We start from the raw sequence: 18,963 nt of genomic DNA, 5'->3' as shown, positions 1-18,963 counted from the left end.
TTCAGTCCTTCATCTTGCCCGTGCCAGCTGCGCCCGCTTCGGACGACAGCCGGGCGTGGATCGGTGTATCTTTCCAGCTGAGCGCCGGATCCGAGACCCGGATATCCAGCGACAAGGCGAAATGCGGTTCGGCAAGGCGGTAAGCGAGCACCTTCTGTGCAGCGTCGAAAATCCTGTCGCCGGCCTCTTTCAAAGCCTCCGTCGTGCGACCTGCCCCGACGGTCAAAGTCATGGCGACGAAATCGTTCTCGGGATGCCCGTCCGCCACGATGCAGTAATCCGCCCTGAACGCACGCACACGAATCCCGGCCACCGGGAATATCGTCGCGTCGATCATCGCGCCGTGAAGCGCACGACACAGGGCCTCCAATGTCCCCTCGGCGTCCAGCCCTTGAGAATACTCGACATGCATATGCGGCAAGATTCGCCCCCCTTTCAGTTAACATGTTAAGCAATGCGACTCTTGTCAATGGTTAACTTGTGAAATAGTTCTGACACAGGCTGAAAGGCGGCGGATCCATGAGCAGTATCGAGAAAAAGCCGATCACCGCGCTGTCGCGCACCCGGCGAACGCTTCCGATGGCGCTCTTGCGCGCACGCGAAACGGTGATGGACCGCTTTCGGCCAATGCTTCATCGACATGGCGTGACCGAGCAGCAATGGCGCGTGCTCAGAGTGCTGGATGAAGCCGACTCCATCGACGCGTCGGAACTGGCCGAGGGCGCGGCGATTCTCGCCCCGTCCCTGTCCCGCATCCTGAAAACGCTCGAAACCCGTGGTTTCATCGAATTGCGCAAGGATCCGGGCGACGGACGGCGGTCCTTGATCAGCCTGACGAGGGCCGGGTCTGCCTTTCTCGCCGAGGTCGCCCCCGAAAGTGCCGAGATCTACAAAGAGATCGAGGGCCTGATCGGAGCGCAACGGATCGAGACCCTTCTCGATGAGATCGACACGCTGATCGTCAGCCTTTCCGAAAAAAGGTGACGACCCGTTGCACGGCCGCCCGGGCGCACAATGACGCGCGGCCGAACGTGTCGATGGAAACCTCCCAACAATCTGAGAACACGTCGAAATATCGTAGACCGCCCCCGTGACCACCCATGGGGCGGGAACCGAGGTCCTCTCCAATGCGCCGGCCCGTCGCAAAGCGTCTGGCGCAGTCCCTGCCCCCCCATCGAACATCCCGCGAGGCCCTGAACCATCTCCCGCCACCTGCGTCGGAGCCCCATCACTAACGATTGTGTTATGACCACCGGCCCGGTCTACCTTGGCCCCCATCGCCCGACTTGCTAAACACGCGGGAAGAAAAACGAAACGCGCGGAATCAGGGGGATCGAATGGGCGACGGAGGTGGATTTCTTCCGGTAATAGCAATGTTGCCCTTCCTGGGCGCGCTGGTTCCGGGGGTCATGATCCGTGCAGGCCGTAATGCCTGCGCAACCTTCACGGCCATACCGACCGCCCTCGCCCTCGTGATGCTCCTGACCCACCTGCCCGCCGTCATGGCTGGCGAGGTCATCACCAAAGAGATCACCTGGCTTCCCCAACTGGGCCTGTCCGCGTCGTTCTTCCTCGACGGACTCGGCATGCTCTTCGCCGTGATGATCCTCGGCGTCGGCCTGCTCATCACGCTCTACGCACGCTTCTACCTGTCGGGCGAAGACCCGATGGGGCAGTTCTACACCTATCTGCTTTTGTTCCAGGGCGCGATGCTGGGCATCGTCCTGTCCAACAACATCCTGCTTTTGCTGGTGTTCTGGGAGCTGACGTCGCTCTCCTCCTTCCTGCTCATCGGCTATTGGAAGCACCTGCCCGAGGGCCGTCAGGGCGCGCGCATGGCGCTGACCGTGACCGGCGCGGGGGGGCTTGCGATGATCGGCGGGATGCTGATCCTCGGCAATATCGTTGGAAGCTATGAGCTCACGGATATTCTCGCCGCGGGGGATCAGATCAAGGCGTCGGAATGGTATCTCCCCGCGCTCATCCTGATCCTGCTCGGGGCCTTCACGAAATCCGCGCAATTCCCGTTCCATTTCTGGTTGCCCCACGCCATGGCCGCACCGACCCCGGTTTCGGCCTACCTTCACTCCGCGACCATGGTGAAGGCGGGCGTGTTCCTCATGGCCCGCATGTGGCCCGCGCTCGCGGGCACCGAGCCCTGGTTCTACATCGTCGCGACGGTCGGCCTCATTACGATGGTCCTCGGTGCGCTCATCGCGCTCTTCAAGGACGATCTGAAGGCGCTCCTCGCCTTCTCCACCGTCTCGCATCTCGGCCTTCTGACGATGCTTCTGGGCTTCGGAACCGAAGCCGCCGCCATCGCTGCCGTGTTCCACATCATCAACCACCTGACGTTCAAAGCCGCGCTCTTCATGACCGCCGGGATCGTGGACCACGAAACCCATACCCGCGACATCAAGCGGCTCGGCGGGCTGGCCAAGCTCATGCCGATCACCGCCACGATCGGCACGCTCGCCGCGCTGTCGATGGCCGGGATACCGCTCTTCAACGGCTTCCTGTCCAAGGAAATGATGCTGGAAGAAGCCTCGCACACCTATTGGTTCGAAAACCCCTGGATCGTGCCCGCCCTGGCGACGATTGGCGCTTTGTTGTCGGTCGGTTACAGCCTGAGGTTCATCTTCCATACCTTCGGCGGACCGGTGCGCGACGATTATCCGCACCACCCCCATGACCCGCCGCGCGGCATGTGGCTGGCGCCCGCGTTCCTCACCGTTCTGGTCATCCTGATCGGCGTCATGCCGTGGATCGCAGAGCCGGTGGTGACCATGGCGGCCAACGCCGTGACCGGCGCGGACCTTCATCCGCATCTCAAGATCTGGCACGGCGTCACGCCCGCGCTCTTCATGTCCATCGCCGCGATCATTGGTGGTGCGATCCTCCTCGTCCTGCACCGACCGCTCGATGCGGCGTGGCTCCGCGCGCCCCGCCCCGAAGCTAAGGCGATCTTCGACCGGCTCATCGGCTGGGCCGTGTCCGGCGCGCGCTGGGTGACCGATACCACACACAACGGTGCAATCTCGCGCTACCTCGCGATCTTCGTCGCGGTGACGGTGGTGGCGGGCTTCGTCGCCTGGACTGGCGGCGGGATGCCCGACGTTACGCGCGGCCTGCTCCCGATCCCGCCTGTCGTCGCCATCGGCTACGTGCTGCTCGTCGCCGCCACGCTCGCCGTGGTCCTGATGCACCGCAACCGCTTCGGCTCGCTCGTCATCATCGGCATCATCGGCCTGATGATCTCGGCGGGCTTCGTCTATCTCTCCGCCCCCGACCTCGCGCTCACGCAGATTTCCGTGGAGACGGTGACGATCATGCTCCTGCTGCTCGCGCTCCACTTCCTGCCGAAGACGACGCCCAAGGAAAGCCCGCTCGGCCTGCGCATCCGCGACGGGATCATCGCGCTCGGCGCGGGCGGCGGCGTGGCGGCGCTCGCCTATGCCTTCCTCCTGCGCGACATGTCGGTGATCTCGGACTATCACCTCGCCAATTCCTATGACGGCGGCGGCGGGACGAACGTCGTGAACGTGATCCTCGTCGATTTCCGCGGCTATGACACCTACGGCGAAATCATCGTGCTCGGCATCGCGGGCCTGATCATCTTCGCGCTGATGGAGGCGCTTCTGAACGGTCCCGCCTCGCGCCGCCTGCGTAACACCGATTACAGCCAGGACCGTTCGCGCGACCGTCACCCGCTGATGATGGTGGTCGCGACCCGCGTGATGATGCCCATCGCGGTCATGGTCGGCGTCTACATCTTCCTCCGAGGCCACAACATGCCTGGCGGCGGCTTCGTCGCGGGTCTGGTGATCGCCATCGCGCTTCTCATGCAATACATGGCCTCGGGCTTCGGCTGGACCATGGCCCGTCAGCAGATCGAGTATCACGCGCTCATCGGCTGGGGCGTTGTGATCGCAGGGCTCACCGGCGCAGGCGCGTGGCTTGCGGGCCACCCGTTCCTGACCTCGGCCTTCGGCTATGTCCACCTGCCCCCGATCGAGGAATTCGAGCTTGCGACGGCGGCGCTCTTCGACCTCGGGGTGTTCCTCGCCGTGAACGGCGCGGTGATGCTGATGCTCTATTCGCTGTCACGCATCGCGCGCTATGCCGGTGAGACGGTGAACATCGATCCGATGGATTACGACCCGACCTCGCGTCTCGAAGACCGCGAAAAAGAAGAGGAGCGCTGAGATGGAGATCCTCGTCGCCTCCGCCATTGGCGTGCTGACCGCAGGTGGTACTTACCTGATCCTGCGCCTGCGCGCCTTTCCGGTGATCCTCGGCCTCGCGCTCCTGTCCTATGCGGTCAACGTGTTCCTGTTCGCCTCCGGGCGGCTGGCCACGAACATGCCGCCGATCCTCGACAAATCCGGCGCGGACGTGTCCTACACCGACCCGCTGCCGCAAGCCCTCGTCCTGACCGCCATCGTGATCTCCTTCGGCATGACCGCCGTTCTCGTGATGGTCTCGCTCGGCGCCTATCTCGAACGCGAAAGCGACGAGATCAACATTCCGCACCCGGATGACGACCTCAGCGATGACACCGCCACGGAGGACGGCAAATGAACCACTGGATCATCGCCCCGGTCGTCCTGCCCGCCCTGCTCGCGCCGATCATCGGCTACGTCATGCGCCACGACATCCAGCTCGCGCGCACCGCTTCCGTCGCGGGCAACCTGTTCTTCGTCGGAATTGCCGTGGGCCTCGCCATGCTCGCCTCGACGAGCGCAGACCCCTTCGTCTACCGCCTCGGCGACTGGCCCGCGCCCTTCGGGATCGTGCTGGTCCTCGACCGGCTTTCCGCGCTCATGGTGCTCCTCACGTCGGTGCTCGCACTGATCGTCCTGATCCACGCCATCGCAACCGGCTGGGACAGGCGCGGGCGGCATTTCCACGCGCTGTTCCAGTTTCAGCTCATGGGCATCTCCGGCGCGTTCCTCACCGGCGACATCTTCAACCTCTTCGTGTTCTTCGAAATCCTGCTGATCGCCTCCTACGGCCTGATGATCCATGGCGGCGGGCGCGAAAGGATGCAGGCGGGCCTGCAATACGTGGTCATCAACCTCGCCGGTTCGACCCTGTTTCTGTTCGCCCTCGGCACGCTCTATGCCTCGACAGGCACGCTGAACATGGCCGATCTCGCCGAACGGCTGACGCAAGTCCCTGTCGAGGAAGCCGGTCTTGTGCGCGTCGCCGCTATGCTCCTCATGATCGTCTTCGCGGTGAAGGCCGCCGTCTTCCCGGTGCAATTCTGGCTCCCCGGCACCTATGCCAACGCCCCCGCCCCGGTCGCCGCGCTGTTCGCGATCATGACCAAGGTCGGGGCCTACGCGATCCTGCGCGTTCATACGCTGATCTTCGGCCCCGGCGTGCCCGCGACCCACGGCATCGCCGAAGACTGGCTGTTCCCCGCCGCGATCGTCACCATCGCCATCGGCGCTTTGGGCGTGCTCGGCACCCGCCGCCTCATGCCGCTCATCGCCTTCTCCGTGATCGGCTCGATGGGCACGCTCATGCTCGCCATCGCCGCCTTCACGCCGCAAGCCACGACGGCGGCGCTCTATTACCTGATCCACTCCACCTTCGCCGCCGCCGCGCTCTTCCTCATCGGCGACCTCGTTCTGGCCCGCCGCGCGAACGAGCGGCTGACGGCCCAGCCCGCGATCACCGAAAACGGCCTCTTTGCCGCGCTCTTCTTCGGCGCGGCCATCGCCATGGCCGGGATGCCGCCGTTGTCGGGCTTTCTCGGAAAGCTCCTCGTCCTCGACGCGCTGCGCGTGCCGGGCGAGATGCCCTGGGCGTGGTCGGCGATCCTCGCAGGCTCGCTCGTCACCATTGTCGGCTTCGCCCGCGCGGGCTCCACGCTCTTTTGGAAATCCACCTCGATCATTCCCCACCCCTCCGCAGATCCTTCGGTGGACGAGGCGGTGCCCCCGCCCCCCGATCACCCTCGCGCCATCGCACTCGCGCCGTCCATGACCGCCATCGGACTGCTCGCCGCGCTGGCGATCTTCGCGGGTCCGGTGACGAATTACGTGGGCCAGACCTCGGCCCAGCTGTTCGACCGCGACGCCTACGTGAACGCGGTGCTGCATAGCCCGCTCAACGAAGAGCCGAACACCAAGATCATCAAGTCGCATGACGACGAAGGCCACGGCGACGAAGCCGACGCGGCGGAAGAACATGGCGAAGCCACCCATGACGAGGGAGGCCACTAAGCCATGCTGAAACGCCTCATCCCTCACCCGCTGGTCAGCCTCATGCTGCTGATCGTCTGGCTCGGTCTGGTGAACAAGGTCACGCTGGGCAACGTGATCCTCGGCGGGTTCCTCGGCCTCGTCGTGCCCGCGATCACCGCGCCCTACTGGCCCAACCGGCCCAAAGTGGGCCGACCGCTGGTCGCCGCCGAATACGTGCTGATCGTGCTGTGGGACATCATCGTCGCCAACGTGCAGGTCGCGCTCATCATCCTGTTTAAGCCGAACAAGGCGATCCAGTCGAAATGGGTGACGGTCCCACTCGAACTCACCTCGCCCGAGGCGATCACCGTGCTCGCCGGCACCATCACCCTGACGCCCGGCACCGTGACGGCCGCGCTCTCGGCCGATGGCGGCGCGCTTCTGGTCCATTGTCTCCACGCCGAGGACGAAGTCGCCGTGCGGGACGAGATCAAGTCGCGCTACGAAGGCCGTCTGAAGGAGATTTTCCAATGATCGAATATGCGCTTCTCTTCGCGATGGGCTGCTTCGGCATCGGGCTTCTGTTCAACCTCTGGCGCATCGCACGCGGGCCGAACCCGGCCGACCGGATTCTGTCGCTCGACACGATGGTCATCAACGTAATCGCGCTTCTGGTGCTCTACGGCATCTTCCGCGAAACGCAGATCTACTACGAGGCCGCGATGCTCGTCGCCATGGTCGGCTTCGTGTCGACCGTGGCCTATTCGCGCTTCATCCTGCGCGGCGACATCATCGAATGAGGGGGCGGCATGGCACTTTGGCTTGAAATCATCGTCTCGGTCTTCCTCGTCATCGGTGGCGTCTTCGGCATCGTCGGCTCCTTCGGGCTGGTGAAACTGCGCGACTCGATGCAGCGCCTGCACGCGCCCACGAAGGCGACGACACTGGGCGTCGGTGGCGTGCTCATCGCCTCGATGATCTATTTCGGCGCGATCAAGGGAACGCTGTCGTTCCACGAACTGCTCATCACGCTGTTTCTGTTCCTGACCGCCCCGATCACCGCGAACTTCATCGCCAAGAGCTTCATGGCCCGCAACATGAAGCCCACGGACCTGCCCGACACGACCCGGCCCTACGGCTGGTCGGTCTATGACGATCCGCCCGGCGATACCGAGATGCAGGAGGACGCGCGGCTGGAGGATTGATCCCCGCGCCGGTGTCAGCCGAAATACATCTTCGCAAGCTCGGCCCGGTCGTAGTTCAGGAAGAACTCGTCCAACTGCGGCGGCGCAATCCCAAGCGCGGACATCTGTACATGTGCCTGTCCCCGGTGGTGGATCTGATGCTGGATGAGATGCGGCAGAATACCACCGACGGTTTCCTGGACCGGCCCACCGGGGCGATCCATCACGACGACACGCGCCAGCGCCGCCTCGTCGATCTTCTGGCAGAACATGGCGAGCCGCATATCCGCCCCGGCCTGCAACTCGCCCAGCGCGGCCACATCATAGACAGGCGCTTTCTCCGCGAAATACGCGCGTTCACGCCCGTCGCCCTCGAGCGCGTCCAGATAGAACAGATCGACCTCGTATATATGGTTCAGCGTCGCAGCGAGCGTCGGAAAGAACCCCGGCACATCCCGCGTGAACGCATCTTTCGACAGCCCCGACAGCGCCCCATAGAGCGTGCGATTGGCATAAGCGTTGTTGAGCGCGAAGCCGATCCAGGGGGTGTCGAAATCCATATTGCCTCCTCAGCCGCTCGACGCCTTCAGCGCCCATTTCCCGGTTTCCTGGCTCCAGTATTTCGCCACCACGCCCGCATTCGTGATCGCCTTCCACTGGTCGCGCGCGCGCTGCACCGCGTCCGGGTCGTTTCCGTCGAACAACACCATCGCCCGGTCGCTCGCCGTGATCGCGTCGGCCTCGATCCCGGCCCCGTCGACCGAAACGAGGCAGGTCGCCCCGTTCTCGCCGCTCTCGCCGTCGCTTACAAGCAGGATGGGCTGATCCGCGTCATGCGGCCCGCCTGCGCGACCATGGGGCAGAAACCCGTCGCGCTCCCACAGCTTTCGGTCGAGCAGATCGAGCCGCGCAGCTTCCCGCCCCGCGACCCGCACCCGCCACCCGGCCTCGCGCGCCCGGCCAAGAAGCGCGGGCAACGTCTCTTCCAGAGGCGTGCGGGTCATGTGGTAGAAATACGCCTCGCCCATCAGCCCTCACAGGTTTCCGCGATCAGGCGGTTCAAGGCCCGCACGCCCCATCCGGTCGCACCCTTGGGCGCCAGCGCCGTGTCGCTCTTCACGTCCGCCACGCCCGCGATGTCGAGGTGAATCCAGGGCGTGCCGTCCTTGATAAACCGTTGCAGGAACTGCGCCGCCGTGATCGACCCGGCAGGCCGCCCCCCGACATGCTTGAAATCCGCCTTCGCGCTCTTGAGTTGCTTGTCATAGGCCTCACCCAGCGGCAGACGCCATGCGCCTTCTTCCTCGGTCTCGGCGGCCTTGAGGAAATTCTTGCAGAACGCATCGTCATTCGAAAAGACGCCCGCGTTTTCATGCCCGAGCGCGATGATGCACGCCCCGGTCAGGGTTGCGAGGTCGATGACACCGACCGGCTTGAACCGCTCCTGCGCGTACCAGAGCACATCGCAAAGCACCATCCGGCCCTCGGCATCGGTGTTGATGACCTCGACCTTGTCGCCCTTCATGGTGGTCACGATATCGCCCGGTCTTTGCGCCTTGCCGTCCGGCATGTTCTCGACCAGCCCGATCAGCCCGACGACATTGGCCTTGGCCTTGCGCGCGGCGATCGTGTGCATGACGCCGGTGACGACACCCGCGCCGCCCATGTCCATCGTCATGTCTTCCATGCCGGCAGCGGGCTTGATGCTGATCCCGCCGGTGTCGAACACGACGCCCTTGCCGACCAGCGCAAGCGGGGCTTCGTCACCGCCGCCGCTCCACTCCATCACGACGACCTTGGACGGGCTTTCCGAGCCTTGCCCCACGCCCAGAAGCGCGTGCATCCCGAGCTTCTCCAGCTCCGGCTCTTCCAACACCTCGACCTTCACCCCGAGCGCCTTGAGCGCCACGGCCCGCTCCGCGAATTCGGTGGTGGTCAGCACGTTCGACGGCTCGTTCACCAGATCGCGAGTCAGCGTAACGCCTTCCGCCACAGCCATCACCTCGTCCACCATCGGCGACCAGGCATCCGGCTGGTTGACCATCACCGTCACCGCGCCGACCTCCGTCTTGGCCGCATCGCCCGTCTTGTGCGCAAGGAAGGCGTAGGACCGCAGGACCAGCGCGAGCGCGAGTTGATCGAGGTTCTTGTGACTGCCCGCCAGCACCGTGACATCGCCCTTCGTGCGTTTCGCACCCAGCACGGCACCGACCTTGCGCGCCGCCTCAGGCGTCAGCCGTTTGTCCACCTTCACCACGTCCACGGCATCCACGGCGAGCCCGGACGGCCACGCCAGCGTCGTGGCCTCGCCCGGCTTCAACTTCCCGAACGCCTCGCTCTCGATGAACCGGGCCAGCCCGCCTTTCATCAGGCGGTTCACCCGCCGCGCCCCCTTGTCCATCGAGCCACCGTCTCCGACCAGAACGGCGATCCGTCCGGTCAGCCCGGCCAGGGCGTCAAGATCGAGTGCGGCAAATTCGGGGCGTGTCACGTCTGTCATGGAACCTCCAGAGAGTACGAAAATTGCAGTCGCGCGCGTCGTCGGGCAACCGCCGTTCGACGGCAGCAAACCACCCCGCCCCGGCCTTCGCAACCCGTCACGTCACACCGGTTGGCGAGAATCATCTCACTCTGCGGGCACAGATATGGTGGCCTGACTGCGCACCCGCCACCGCATATCGCCGGTCCCGACCCGTGCCTCACCCGCAAAACCCCGCCGTGCGGGCAGATTCCCCCTCGCACCGCGCACGATATCCGATTAATGTGCCCGTCAAACGGGGGGAAAGACGCCCCGTGGCCGGGGAACCGGCCGATGTGAGACGAACCGGCCGGAACGGCGGAAGCAAGACAAGGTGGCGGCACGATGAGCGGTAAGACGGCAAACGCGATCTCTGGATGGACGTTGCGCATCGCGGCGACGGCGGCTCTGGCACTGGGCGCACTCGTCGCAAGCCCCGGCGAAGCCTTGGCGCAGAACCTCTTTGCCCCGGTGGTCAAGGTCAACGACGACGCGGTGACGGCCTACGAACGCAGCCAGCGCATGGCCTTCCTGCGCATCCTGCGCGCGCCGGGCGACATCGGCGAACTCGCGACCGAGCAGCTCATCAACGAAAAACTCCAGATCCGCGAAGCCGAACGGATGGGCATCTCGCTCACCGATGAGGAATTGCTGGAGGGCATGGAAAACTTCGCGGCCCGCGGCAATCTCGACGTCGAACAGATGTTCACCTTCCTCGCCCAGGCCGGGATCGCGACCGAAACTTTCCGCGATTTCGTGAGTGCGGGTCTTCTGTGGCGCAAGGTCGCGCAGCAGAAATTCGTGGGTCAGGTGAACCTCACCGAAAGCGAGATCGACCTCGCCTATGCCGAGGCGGAACCGACCACCGGGCAGAAGTTCCTGCTGACCGAGATCGTCTTGCCCGCCTCGTCCGATGCCAGCCTCAATGCCTCGATGCAGCGCGCCGAACGGTTGGCCCAGATCACCGACGAGGAAGAGTTTTCGCGCTCCGCCACCCGGTTCTCGGTAGAGGCCACCCGGCTCAACGCAGGTCGCCGCGACTGGGTCGATCTGCAGGCGATGCCCGCCGAGGTGCAGGGCATCCTGCGCAACGTCGGCGAAGGCCAGACCTCGCGCCCGATCTTCGTCGAGGACATCGGCGTCATCGTCTATTACGTGCGCGACCGTGAAACGATCACCTCGACCAGCGTCGGCACGCTGCTGGAATACGCGGCCTTCTTGATCCCGGGCGGAACGAGCGAAGGCGCCGCGGCAGAAGCCGCGCGGATCCGTGGCGAGGTCGACACTTGCGACGATCTCTACCCGATCGCGCGCGGTCTGCCCGAAGAACAGCTCATCCGCGAAGAGCTTCCGACCGGTGCAGTGCCTGCAAGCTACCGTGCAGAGCTCGCCAATCTCGACCCCGGCGAAGTCTCGACCCGTCTGACCACCGGAAATGCGCGCGTCTTCCTGATGCTGTGCAACCGCCGCAACGACGTGCCTGACAGCGTCAGCCGCGCTCAGGTCGCCACCGCGCTTCAGAACCGCCGCGTCGGCGCACTCGCCAACGACTACCTGACGGAATTGCGCGCGCAGGCCCATATCGAATACTTGCGCTAGGCGCCGGATTTCACGCCATGCCCCGTGCTGATCTGCCCATCGCCGTATCCATTGGCGAGCCTGCTGGCATCGGCCCCGAAATCGTCTCGCAGGCGTGGGAGCGCATGTCGGGCGAAGTCGATTTCTTCGTCATCGGCGACGCGTCCCATCTGAACGGCCCGGTCGTGCGCATCTCGCACCCCGCCGAAGCGGCAGGCGCCATGCCGCGCGGCCTGCCCGTCCTGTCACGCGAATTCGGCCCGGCCCGCATGCCGGGCACCGCACAGCCCGAACATGCCACCCACACGATCCGCGCCATCGAGGAAGCCGTCGCGCTCACCATGCGCGGCGAGGCCGCCGCCCTGACGACCGCACCGATCCACAAGAAGGCGCTCAAGGACGGGGCCGGTTTCGCCTATCCCGGCCATACCGAGTTTCTCGCCCATCTCGCAGGGGTCGACGACGTGGTGATGATGCTCGCCTGCCCCGAGCTGCGCGTCGTGCCCGCAACGATCCATATCCCTCTCGCCGACGTGCCGACGGCGCTCACCCGCAAAGGTCTGACCCAGACCATCCGCATCACCTGGGAAGCGCTCCGGGATCAGGGTCTTGCCAATCCCCGCATTGCGCTCGCGGGCCTCAATCCCCATGCCGGCGAAGGCGGCGCAATGGGGCGTGAGGAACTCGACTGGATCGCGCCGCTCGTGGCGGACCTGCGCGCCGAAGGTCTGGCGATCAAGGGGCCGCTCCCGGCGGATACGATGTTCCACACCAAGGCGCGCGAAGGCTACGACGTGGCGATCTGCATGTATCACGATCAGGCGCTGATCCCGATCAAGACCATCGACTTCGCGGGTGGCGTCAACGTGACCCTCGGCCTGCCCTTCGTGCGCACCTCGCCCGATCACGGCACCGCCTTCGACATCGCAGGAACCGGGCGCGCCGATCCGACCTCCTTCATCGCCGCCCTCCGCATGGCGCGGGAGATGAGCCGGTGAGCGCCTTCGACGGCCTGCCGCCGCTGCGGGACGTGATCGCGACCCATGATCTCCGCGCCAAGAAATCCCTCGGACAAAACTTCCTTCTGGACCTGAACCTCACCGCCAAGATCGCGCGGCAGGCGGGAAACCTGACCGCCTGCGACGTGCTCGAAATCGGCCCCGGCCCCGGCGGTCTGACCCGTGGTCTGCTGGCCGAAGGCGCGCGCCACGTCCTCGCGGTCGAGAAAGACAGCCGCGCCATGGCCGCGCTGGCCGAAATCGCAGCGCATTACCCCGGTCGGCTCGACGTCCTGAACGCCGACGCGCTCGAGATCGACCCGACCGCGCATCTGACCCCGCCGATCCGCATCTGTGCCAACTTGCCCTACAACGTCGGAACCGAGCTTCTGACCCGCTGGCTCACGCCCCCCGATTGGCCGCCGTTCTGGACCTCGCTCACGCTCATGTTTCAGCGCGAAGTGGCGCAGCGCATCGTCGCGAAACCCAAGACCAAAGCTTACGGCCGCCTCGCGATCCTGTCGCAATGGCGCACCGAGGCGAAGATCGTGATGGACCTCCCGCCCGAGGCCTTCACACCCCCGCCCAAGGTCCACAGCAGCGTGATCCACCTGACCGCGCTTCCCGAAGCCCGCTACCCGGCGCGTGCCGAAACCCTCCTCCGGATCACCGCCACCGCCTTCAACCAGCGGCGCAAGATGGTGCGCTCTTCGATGAAATCGCTGCATCCCGAGATCGAGGACCTGATGGGCGAGGCCGGGATCAAACCCACGTCGCGTGCCGAAGAACTCACGCTGGAGCAATTCTGCGCCCTCGCCCGCACCCTCGATGCCGCACGCTGACGGGGTCGGGCGGCAAGCCTCACGCCGGCTCGGAAATCGTGCCACCGCCCACGTTGGCGGCCACGCCGGTCGTCGCCGGGCAGGACGTGGGCAGACCCCGCGCCACCCGTACCGCGAGATAGGCGAAGGCCTGCGCCTCCAGCATATCGCCATCCAGCCCGACCTCCTCGACCGGGAACGTCGGCACCCCCGTCCGCTCCGCGATCCCGCCCATGAGCGCCGCGTTCTTCCGTCCGCCCCCGCAGACCAGAAGCCGCACGGGAAGCGCCGGGCAATGGTTCAGCCCCTGCGCCACGCTCGCCGCCGCGCAGGCCGTCACACTGGCCACGGCGTCTGCATCGGACAGGTCCTCGACAGCCCGTGAAAGCCCCGCAAAAGCATCCCGGTCCAGCGATTTCGGCGGCACCCGCAGGAAATAGGGATCGGCGAGAAACGCCTCCACGATCGCCTCGTCGACGAACCCTTCCGCGGCCAACGCGCCGTCCTCGTCACGATCCAGATGACGCCGTGCCCGCATCAGGTCGTTGATCGGCGCATTGGCCGGGCCGGTGTCGAACGCCAAAAGCGCGCCCTCGTCTTCCGGCAACGCATGGGCCGGGTCGATCCAAGTGATGTTCCCGACGCCCCCGAGGTTCAGGAACGCCAACGGTGCCTCCGCCCCGATGAACTTCGCCAGCGCGAAATGATAGAACGGGGCAAGCGGCGCGCCCTCGCCGCCCAAGGCCACGTCCGCCGTGCGAAAATCCCACGCCACCGGCACGCCCAGAGCTTCGGCCAGCCGGTGCCCGTCGCCTGCCTGATGCGTCCCGCGCGTCTTGGGATCGTGGGCCAGCGTCTGGCCATGAAACCCGACAAGCTCGGCCCCCGCGATGCCCCCCAGAAGCTCGGCATGAACGGCCTCGACCATCCGCGCCGCCTCCTCCACACCCGGCTCTCCCGGCCAGCGCCCGAGCGCCGCCCGCAGAATGCCCGCCTCGTTGTCGGAATAGGCGCGATACCCGGTTTCCCCAAAGTCGTGGATGACTTCGCCATCCGTCAGCACCATCGCCGCATCGACCCCGTCCAGCGACGTGCCCGACATCGCCCCCAACGCCCAGACGGGCCGCCCCTCCAACATGGCTTTTCCTCCGCCAATCGCCCCGATATAGAGGGCGCGCAGACGACAATGGACGGAAACCCCATGACCTACCACCCGAAATCAGACTTCATGCGCGTGATGATGGAGCGCGGCTACCTCGCCGATTGCACCGATTATCAGGCGCTGGACGAGGCCCTGAGCGCGGGAACGGTCACGGCTTATATCGGCTACGACGCGACGGCGAAATCGCTGCACGTCGGCCACCTGCTGAACATCATGATGCTGCGCTGGCTGCAAAAGACCGGGCACAAGCCGATCACGCTGATGGGCGGCGGCACGACCAAGGTGGGCGACCCGTCCTTCCGCTCGGACGAACGCCCGCTTCTGGGGCCGGAGCAGATCGACGCGAACATCGACGGGATGAAGCAGGTCTTCGCGAAGTATCTGTCCTATGGTGACGGCGAGACCGACGCCCTGATGCTGAACAACGCCGAATGGCTCGACGAGTTGAACTATCTCGACTTCCTGCGCGACATCGGGCGGCATTTCTCGGTCAACCGAATGCTGTCCTTCGAGTCCGTGAAATCGCGGCTCGATCGCGAACAATCGCTGTCGTTCCTCGAATTCAACTACATGATCCTGCAAGCCTACGACTTTCTTGAGCTGAACCGCCGCTACGGCTGCACGCTCCAGATGGGCGGCTCCGACCAGTGGGGCAACATTGTCAACGGTGTCGACCTGACCCGCCGGGTGCTGGACCACGAGATCTACGGCCTGACCTCGCCGCTCCTGACCACGTCGGACGGCAAGAAGATGGGCAAATCGCAAGGCGGCGCGATGTGGCTCAACGCCGACATGCTGAGCCCCTACGAATTCTGGCAATTCTGGCGCAACACCACGGATGCGGACGTGGGCCGGTTCCTCAAACTCTATACCGAGCTTCCCCTCGAGGAATGCGACCGCCTCGCCGCGCTCCCCGGCAACCAGATCAACGACGCCAAGATCGTGCTGGCGAACGAGGTGACGACGCTCTGCCACGGAGCGGATGCGGCGGCAGCGGCGGAAGCCACGGCACGCGAAGTGTTCGAGAAGGGCGGCACCGGCGACGACCTCCCCACCCTGACGCTCACGGCGGATGAGATCGGCGACGGCATTTCCATCGTCCAACTCATCACGCGGTCCGGGCTGGCCAAGACCGGTAAGGAGGCCAAGCGCCTCATCGCCGACAAGGGCGCGAAGATGAACGACGCCGACGTGACCGATGGCGGTCTGATGATCACCACGGCCGACCTCGCCGAACCGATCAAGCTGTCGGCCGGCAAGAAACGCCACGCGCTGGTGACGCTGGGCTGAGCGGTCTCGCCGCGGGCATTGGCCCGCGTCGACCCGCCGGGGGACTCCGGTCCCCCGGACCCCCTCGGGATATTTGAAGACCGGAAAGATGTATCTGTGAGGGAATGGCGAACCGATGACCTATCACCGCACGATCATCCTTGGCGCAGGAGCCGCCGGGCTCATGGCCGCGGCCTTCGCCGGGCCGGATACGCTGGTCCTCGACCACGCGGCCAAGCCCGGTGAGAAAATCCGCATCTCGGGTGGCGGGCGCTGCAATTTCACCAATCTCGATGTGACGGCAGCGAATTTTCACGGGCAGAACCCGCATTTCCCGAAATCCGCGCTGGCGCGATATACGCATTGGGATTTCATCGAACTCGTCTCGCGCCACGGGATCGCCTGGCACGAAAAGACGCTGGGGCAATTGTTCTGTGACGGCAAGTCCACGCAGATCATCGACATGCTCTTGTCCGAGATGCGCGACGCCGGTGCAATTCTTCAGCTTTCGACGCAGATCGAGGGCGTCACGCATCAGGGCGGTCAGTTCGCCGTCAGGACGGACAAGGGCACCTACACCTGCGACAACCTCGTGCTCGCCACAGGCGGCAAGTCGATCCCGAAAATGGGGGCCACCGGGCTGGCCTATGACCTCGCACGCCAGTTCGGGCACGACATCGTCACCCCGCGCCCCGCGCTCGTCCCCCTCACCTTCGGCGACCGTTTCGCGCCACTCGCCGGCGTCTCCACCCCCTGCACAGCGTCCAACGACCGGGCGCGGTTTTCCGAGGCGCTTCTTTTTACCCATCGCGGCCTCTCCGGCCCCGCGATCCTGCAACTCAGCTCCTATTGGCATGAGGGCGAGGCGATCTGGCTCGACATCTGCCCCGCCGCGCTGCTCGACACCCTGCGCGCGCAAAGGCAGACGCAGGGCCGCCATGCCCTGACCACCGAGCTTGCCCGCCATCTGCCTGCGCGCCTTGTGGAATTTCTGGCCGGCGAGATGGACCTGACGGGCAACCTTGCCGACCAGTCCGACGCGCGGCTTGGCGACATTTGCGACACGCTAAGCGCCTGGATGCTCACCCCCGCCGGGTCCGAAGGCTACCGCACGGCGGAAGTGACCGCAGGCGGTGTGGCAACCGACGGCCTGTCTTCGAAGACTATGGAATCCAAACACCTCCCCGGTCTTTACATCATCGGCGAAGCGGTGGACGTGACCGGCTGGCTCGGCGGATACAATTTTCAGTGGGCCTGGGCCTCCGGCGCGGCGGCTGGGCGCGCCATCGCGGGCCGCGCGTAGCGTGCCAGCGGACCTGCGCACGGCACCGTTAACCATCCAACGATCCGTGTCGCGGCAATCCGGTCCCATATTCCATCCATACGCTTTCCATACGTCTTCCATACGTGATCCATACGTCCCAAATCCGCTTTCCCCCGGACGCCCCCGCCGCTACGCTCCCGGTAAACGCGGAGGCCGCCCATGAAAATCGCCAGTTACAACATCAACGGGATCAAGGCCCGGCTGCCTGCCGTCACCGACTGGTTGCAGGAGGCCGAGCCGGACGTGGTGATCTTTCAGGAGATCAAGTCGATCGACGAGAACTTCCCCCGCGAGCATTTCGAGGACATGGGCTACAACGTTGAAACCCATGGACAAAAGTCCTTCAACGGCGTCGCGCTCCTGTCGAAATTCCCGCTCGAGGACGTGGTGCGCGGCCTGCCGGGCGCCGAAGGCGTGGGCCGCGACGGGGCAGACGATGAAGAGGCGCGGTATATCGAGGCCACTGTCGTCGGCGAGCGCGCGGTGCGAATATGCGGTCTTTACCTGCCCAATGGTAATCCCGTGGGCGACGAGAAATTCGCCTATAAACTGCGCTGGATGGCGCGTCTGAAATCCCGCGCCGAGGAATTGCTCGCCCTGGAGGAGCCGTTTCTCATGGCGGGCGATTACAACGTGATCCCGCAGGTCGAGGATGCGGCCCGCCCCGAAGCCTGGCGTGACGATGCGCTGTTCCAGCCCGAAAGCCGGGGCGCGTTTCGCGAATTGGTCAATCTCGGCCTGACCGAAGCCTTCCGCGCCCGCACGCAAGCGCCCGAACACTACACGTTCTGGGATTTTCAGCGCGGGGCGTGGCAACGCAATGACGGCATCCGCATCGACCATTTCCTGCTCTCGCCGCAATGTGCCGACCTTCTCACGGAGTGTCAGATCGACAAGGACGTGCGCGCCCGTGAAAAGCCCTCGGACCACGTGCCGATCTGGGTCAATCTCGCTGCGTAAGACATGGATAAACCGCGCAAAATCATCATCGACACCGACCCCGGACAGGACGACGCCGTCGCGATCCTGCTCGCGCTCGCCTCGCCGGAGTTGGAGGTTCTGGGGATCACCGCAGTCGCCGGGAACGTGCCGCTCACCCTGACGGCGAAGAACGCGCGCATGGTCTGCGAACTGGCCGAGCGCCCCGACATCCGTGTCTTTGCGGGGTGCGATCAGCCGATGCGCCGCAACCTCGTGACCGCCGAGCACGTCCATGGGCGCACCGGGCTGGACGGCCCGACGCTCCCCGACCCGACGATGCCGTTGCAAGAGCAACATGCCGTTGATTTCGTGATCGAAACCCTGCGAAGCGAAGCCCCCGGCGCGGTGACGCTCTGCACGCTCGGGCCGCTCACCAATGTCGCCACCGCGTTCGAACGGGCGCCCGACATCATCCCCCGCGTGGCCGAAATCGTGGCAATGGGCGGAGCGTATTTCGAAGTGGGCAACATCACGCCATCGGCAGAATTCAACATATATGTCGACCCGGAAGCCGCTGACATCGTGTTCAAATCCGGCGTTCCGCTGACCATCATGCCGCTCGACGTGACGCACAAGGCGCTGGTCACCAAACCCCGCAACGACGCTTTCCGGCATTTGGGCAATCGGACCGGTCTCGTGACCGCTCAGATGACGGATTTCTTCGAACGGTTCGACCTTGAGAAATACGGCTCCGACGGCGCGCCCCTGCACGACCCCACCGTGACCGCCTACCTTCTCGAACCGGGGCTGTTCTCAGGGCGGCATATCAATGTCGAGGTCGAGACCAGCTCGGACCTCACCCTTGGTATGACGGTGGCCGATTGGTGGCGCGTGACCGATCGTGCACCAAATGCCATGTTCATGGGCGATATCGACGCGGACGGGTTCTTCGACCTCCTGACCCGCCGACTTGCGCGATTGCCCTAGGCTGCCT

19 protein-coding genes are annotated in these 18,963 nt (G+C 65.0%); 14 read left to right on the top strand and 5 right to left on the bottom strand.

Annotated elements, in window-relative coordinates:
• Position 1: 1 nt before the first annotated feature.
• Positions 2-412, bottom strand: a complete 411-nt coding sequence (locus KJP28_RS05760) for a 5-carboxymethyl-2-hydroxymuconate Delta-isomerase (RefSeq protein ID WP_255552248.1) — start codon at positions 410-412, stop codon at positions 2-4.
• 107 nt (positions 413-519) lie between these two features.
• On the opposite strand from KJP28_RS05760, the gene hpaR reads away from it, so the two are divergent.
• The 7 genes from hpaR (at position 520) to KJP28_RS05725 (ending at position 7,399) form a co-directional block, all read left to right on the top strand.
• Entirely contained in the window at positions 520-984 is a 465-nt protein-coding gene (gene hpaR, locus KJP28_RS05755; RefSeq protein ID WP_218391510.1) for a homoprotocatechuate degradation operon regulator HpaR, read from the top strand.
• Positions 985-1,337: 353 nt separating this feature from the next.
• The gene (locus tag KJP28_RS05750) at positions 1,338-4,205 is read left to right on the top strand and encodes a monovalent cation/H+ antiporter subunit A (protein ID WP_218391508.1); all 2,868 of its coding nucleotides are present in this window, start codon (positions 1,338-1,340) and stop codon (positions 4,203-4,205) included.
• Between the two features lies 1 nt (position 4,206).
• Positions 4,207-4,581 carry a Na+/H+ antiporter subunit C gene (locus KJP28_RS05745; protein WP_218391503.1) on the top strand — a complete coding sequence of 125 codons (375 nt, stop codon included), beginning with the start codon at positions 4,207-4,209 and terminating at the stop codon, positions 4,579-4,581.
• Positions 4,578-6,233, top strand: a complete 1,656-nt coding sequence (locus KJP28_RS05740; RefSeq protein ID WP_218391501.1) for a monovalent cation/H+ antiporter subunit D — start codon at positions 4,578-4,580, stop codon at positions 6,231-6,233. Before KJP28_RS05745 ends, KJP28_RS05740 begins: the two co-directional genes overlap by 4 nt.
• A 3-nt stretch (positions 6,234-6,236) precedes the next feature.
• A complete protein-coding gene (locus KJP28_RS05735; protein WP_218391498.1) occupies positions 6,237-6,728 on the top strand; it encodes a Na+/H+ antiporter subunit E in 492 nt (163 codons plus the stop codon).
• Positions 6,725-6,994: a K+/H+ antiporter subunit F gene (locus KJP28_RS05730; protein ID WP_218391495.1), complete on the top strand. Its 270-nt coding sequence runs from the start codon at positions 6,725-6,727 to the stop codon at positions 6,992-6,994. The genes KJP28_RS05735 and KJP28_RS05730 overlap by 4 nt, the downstream gene beginning before the upstream one ends.
• A 9-nt stretch (positions 6,995-7,003) precedes the next feature.
• The gene (locus tag KJP28_RS05725) at positions 7,004-7,399 is read left to right on the top strand and encodes a Na+/H+ antiporter subunit G (RefSeq protein ID WP_218391493.1); all 396 of its coding nucleotides are present in this window, start codon (positions 7,004-7,006) and stop codon (positions 7,397-7,399) included.
• A 14-nt stretch (positions 7,400-7,413) separates the two neighbouring features.
• On the opposite strand, the gene KJP28_RS05720 is transcribed toward KJP28_RS05725, so the two are convergent.
• From KJP28_RS05720 to KJP28_RS05710, 3 genes are read right to left on the bottom strand one after another with little or no spacing between them, the layout of a single operon-like run.
• A complete protein-coding gene (locus KJP28_RS05720) occupies positions 7,414-7,938 on the bottom strand; it encodes a DinB family protein (protein WP_218391490.1) in 525 nt (174 codons plus the stop codon).
• Positions 7,939-7,947: 9 nt separating this feature from the next.
• Positions 7,948-8,406 (bottom strand): DNA polymerase III subunit chi, encoded by a 459-nt coding sequence (locus tag KJP28_RS05715; RefSeq protein ID WP_218391486.1) that lies wholly within the window; start codon positions 8,404-8,406, stop codon positions 7,948-7,950.
• Positions 8,406-9,878: a leucyl aminopeptidase gene (locus KJP28_RS05710; RefSeq protein WP_218391482.1), complete on the bottom strand. Its 1,473-nt coding sequence runs from the start codon at positions 9,876-9,878 to the stop codon at positions 8,406-8,408. Before KJP28_RS05710 ends, KJP28_RS05715 begins: the two co-directional genes overlap by 1 nt.
• Positions 9,879-10,241: 363 nt before the next feature.
• On the opposite strand from KJP28_RS05710, the gene KJP28_RS05705 reads away from it, so the two are divergent.
• The 3 genes from KJP28_RS05705 to rsmA are packed head-to-tail and all read left to right on the top strand — an operon-like array spanning position 10,242 to position 13,314.
• Positions 10,242-11,495, top strand: coding sequence for a SurA N-terminal domain-containing protein (locus KJP28_RS05705; protein ID WP_218391480.1), 1,254 nt, complete (start codon positions 10,242-10,244; stop codon positions 11,493-11,495).
• A gap of 17 nt (positions 11,496-11,512) precedes the next feature.
• Complete coding sequence (gene pdxA, locus KJP28_RS05700; RefSeq protein WP_218391477.1) at positions 11,513-12,472, top strand: 4-hydroxythreonine-4-phosphate dehydrogenase PdxA; 960 nt, start codon at positions 11,513-11,515, stop codon at positions 12,470-12,472.
• The gene (gene rsmA / locus KJP28_RS05695; protein ID WP_218391473.1) at positions 12,469-13,314 is read left to right on the top strand and encodes a 16S rRNA (adenine(1518)-N(6)/adenine(1519)-N(6))-dimethyltransferase RsmA; all 846 of its coding nucleotides are present in this window, start codon (positions 12,469-12,471) and stop codon (positions 13,312-13,314) included. Before pdxA ends, rsmA begins: the two co-directional genes overlap by 4 nt.
• A gap of 19 nt (positions 13,315-13,333) precedes the next feature.
• On the opposite strand, the gene KJP28_RS05690 is transcribed toward rsmA, so the two are convergent.
• On the bottom strand, positions 13,334-14,431 hold the full coding sequence (locus KJP28_RS05690; RefSeq protein WP_218391469.1) for an anhydro-N-acetylmuramic acid kinase: 1,098 nt from the start codon (positions 14,429-14,431) through the stop codon (positions 13,334-13,336).
• 63 nt (positions 14,432-14,494) lie between these two features.
• Between KJP28_RS05690 and tyrS the strand changes: the two genes are divergently transcribed.
• The 4 genes from tyrS (at position 14,495) to KJP28_RS05670 (ending at position 18,956) form a co-directional block, all read left to right on the top strand.
• Positions 14,495-15,745, top strand: coding sequence for a tyrosine--tRNA ligase (gene tyrS / locus KJP28_RS05685; protein ID WP_218391711.1), 1,251 nt, complete (start codon positions 14,495-14,497; stop codon positions 15,743-15,745).
• A 115-nt stretch (positions 15,746-15,860) separates the two neighbouring features.
• Positions 15,861-17,027, top strand: coding sequence for a BaiN/RdsA family NAD(P)/FAD-dependent oxidoreductase (locus KJP28_RS05680; protein ID WP_218391465.1), 1,167 nt, complete (start codon positions 15,861-15,863; stop codon positions 17,025-17,027).
• A gap of 180 nt (positions 17,028-17,207) precedes the next feature.
• Positions 17,208-18,008: an exodeoxyribonuclease III gene (xth, locus tag KJP28_RS05675; protein WP_218391462.1), complete on the top strand. Its 801-nt coding sequence runs from the start codon at positions 17,208-17,210 to the stop codon at positions 18,006-18,008.
• A gap of 3 nt (positions 18,009-18,011) precedes the next feature.
• Entirely contained in the window at positions 18,012-18,956 is a 945-nt protein-coding gene (locus KJP28_RS05670) for a nucleoside hydrolase (protein WP_218391459.1), read from the top strand.
• The last annotated feature ends 7 nt before the right edge of the window (positions 18,957-18,963 follow it).

Source organism: Maritimibacter dapengensis, assembly GCF_019218265.1.
Lineage (GTDB): Bacteria > Pseudomonadota > Alphaproteobacteria > Rhodobacterales > Rhodobacteraceae > Maritimibacter > Maritimibacter dapengensis.
Note: the sequence above shows the minus strand (reverse complement) of the source record. Positions and strands in the feature narration are given on the sequence as shown.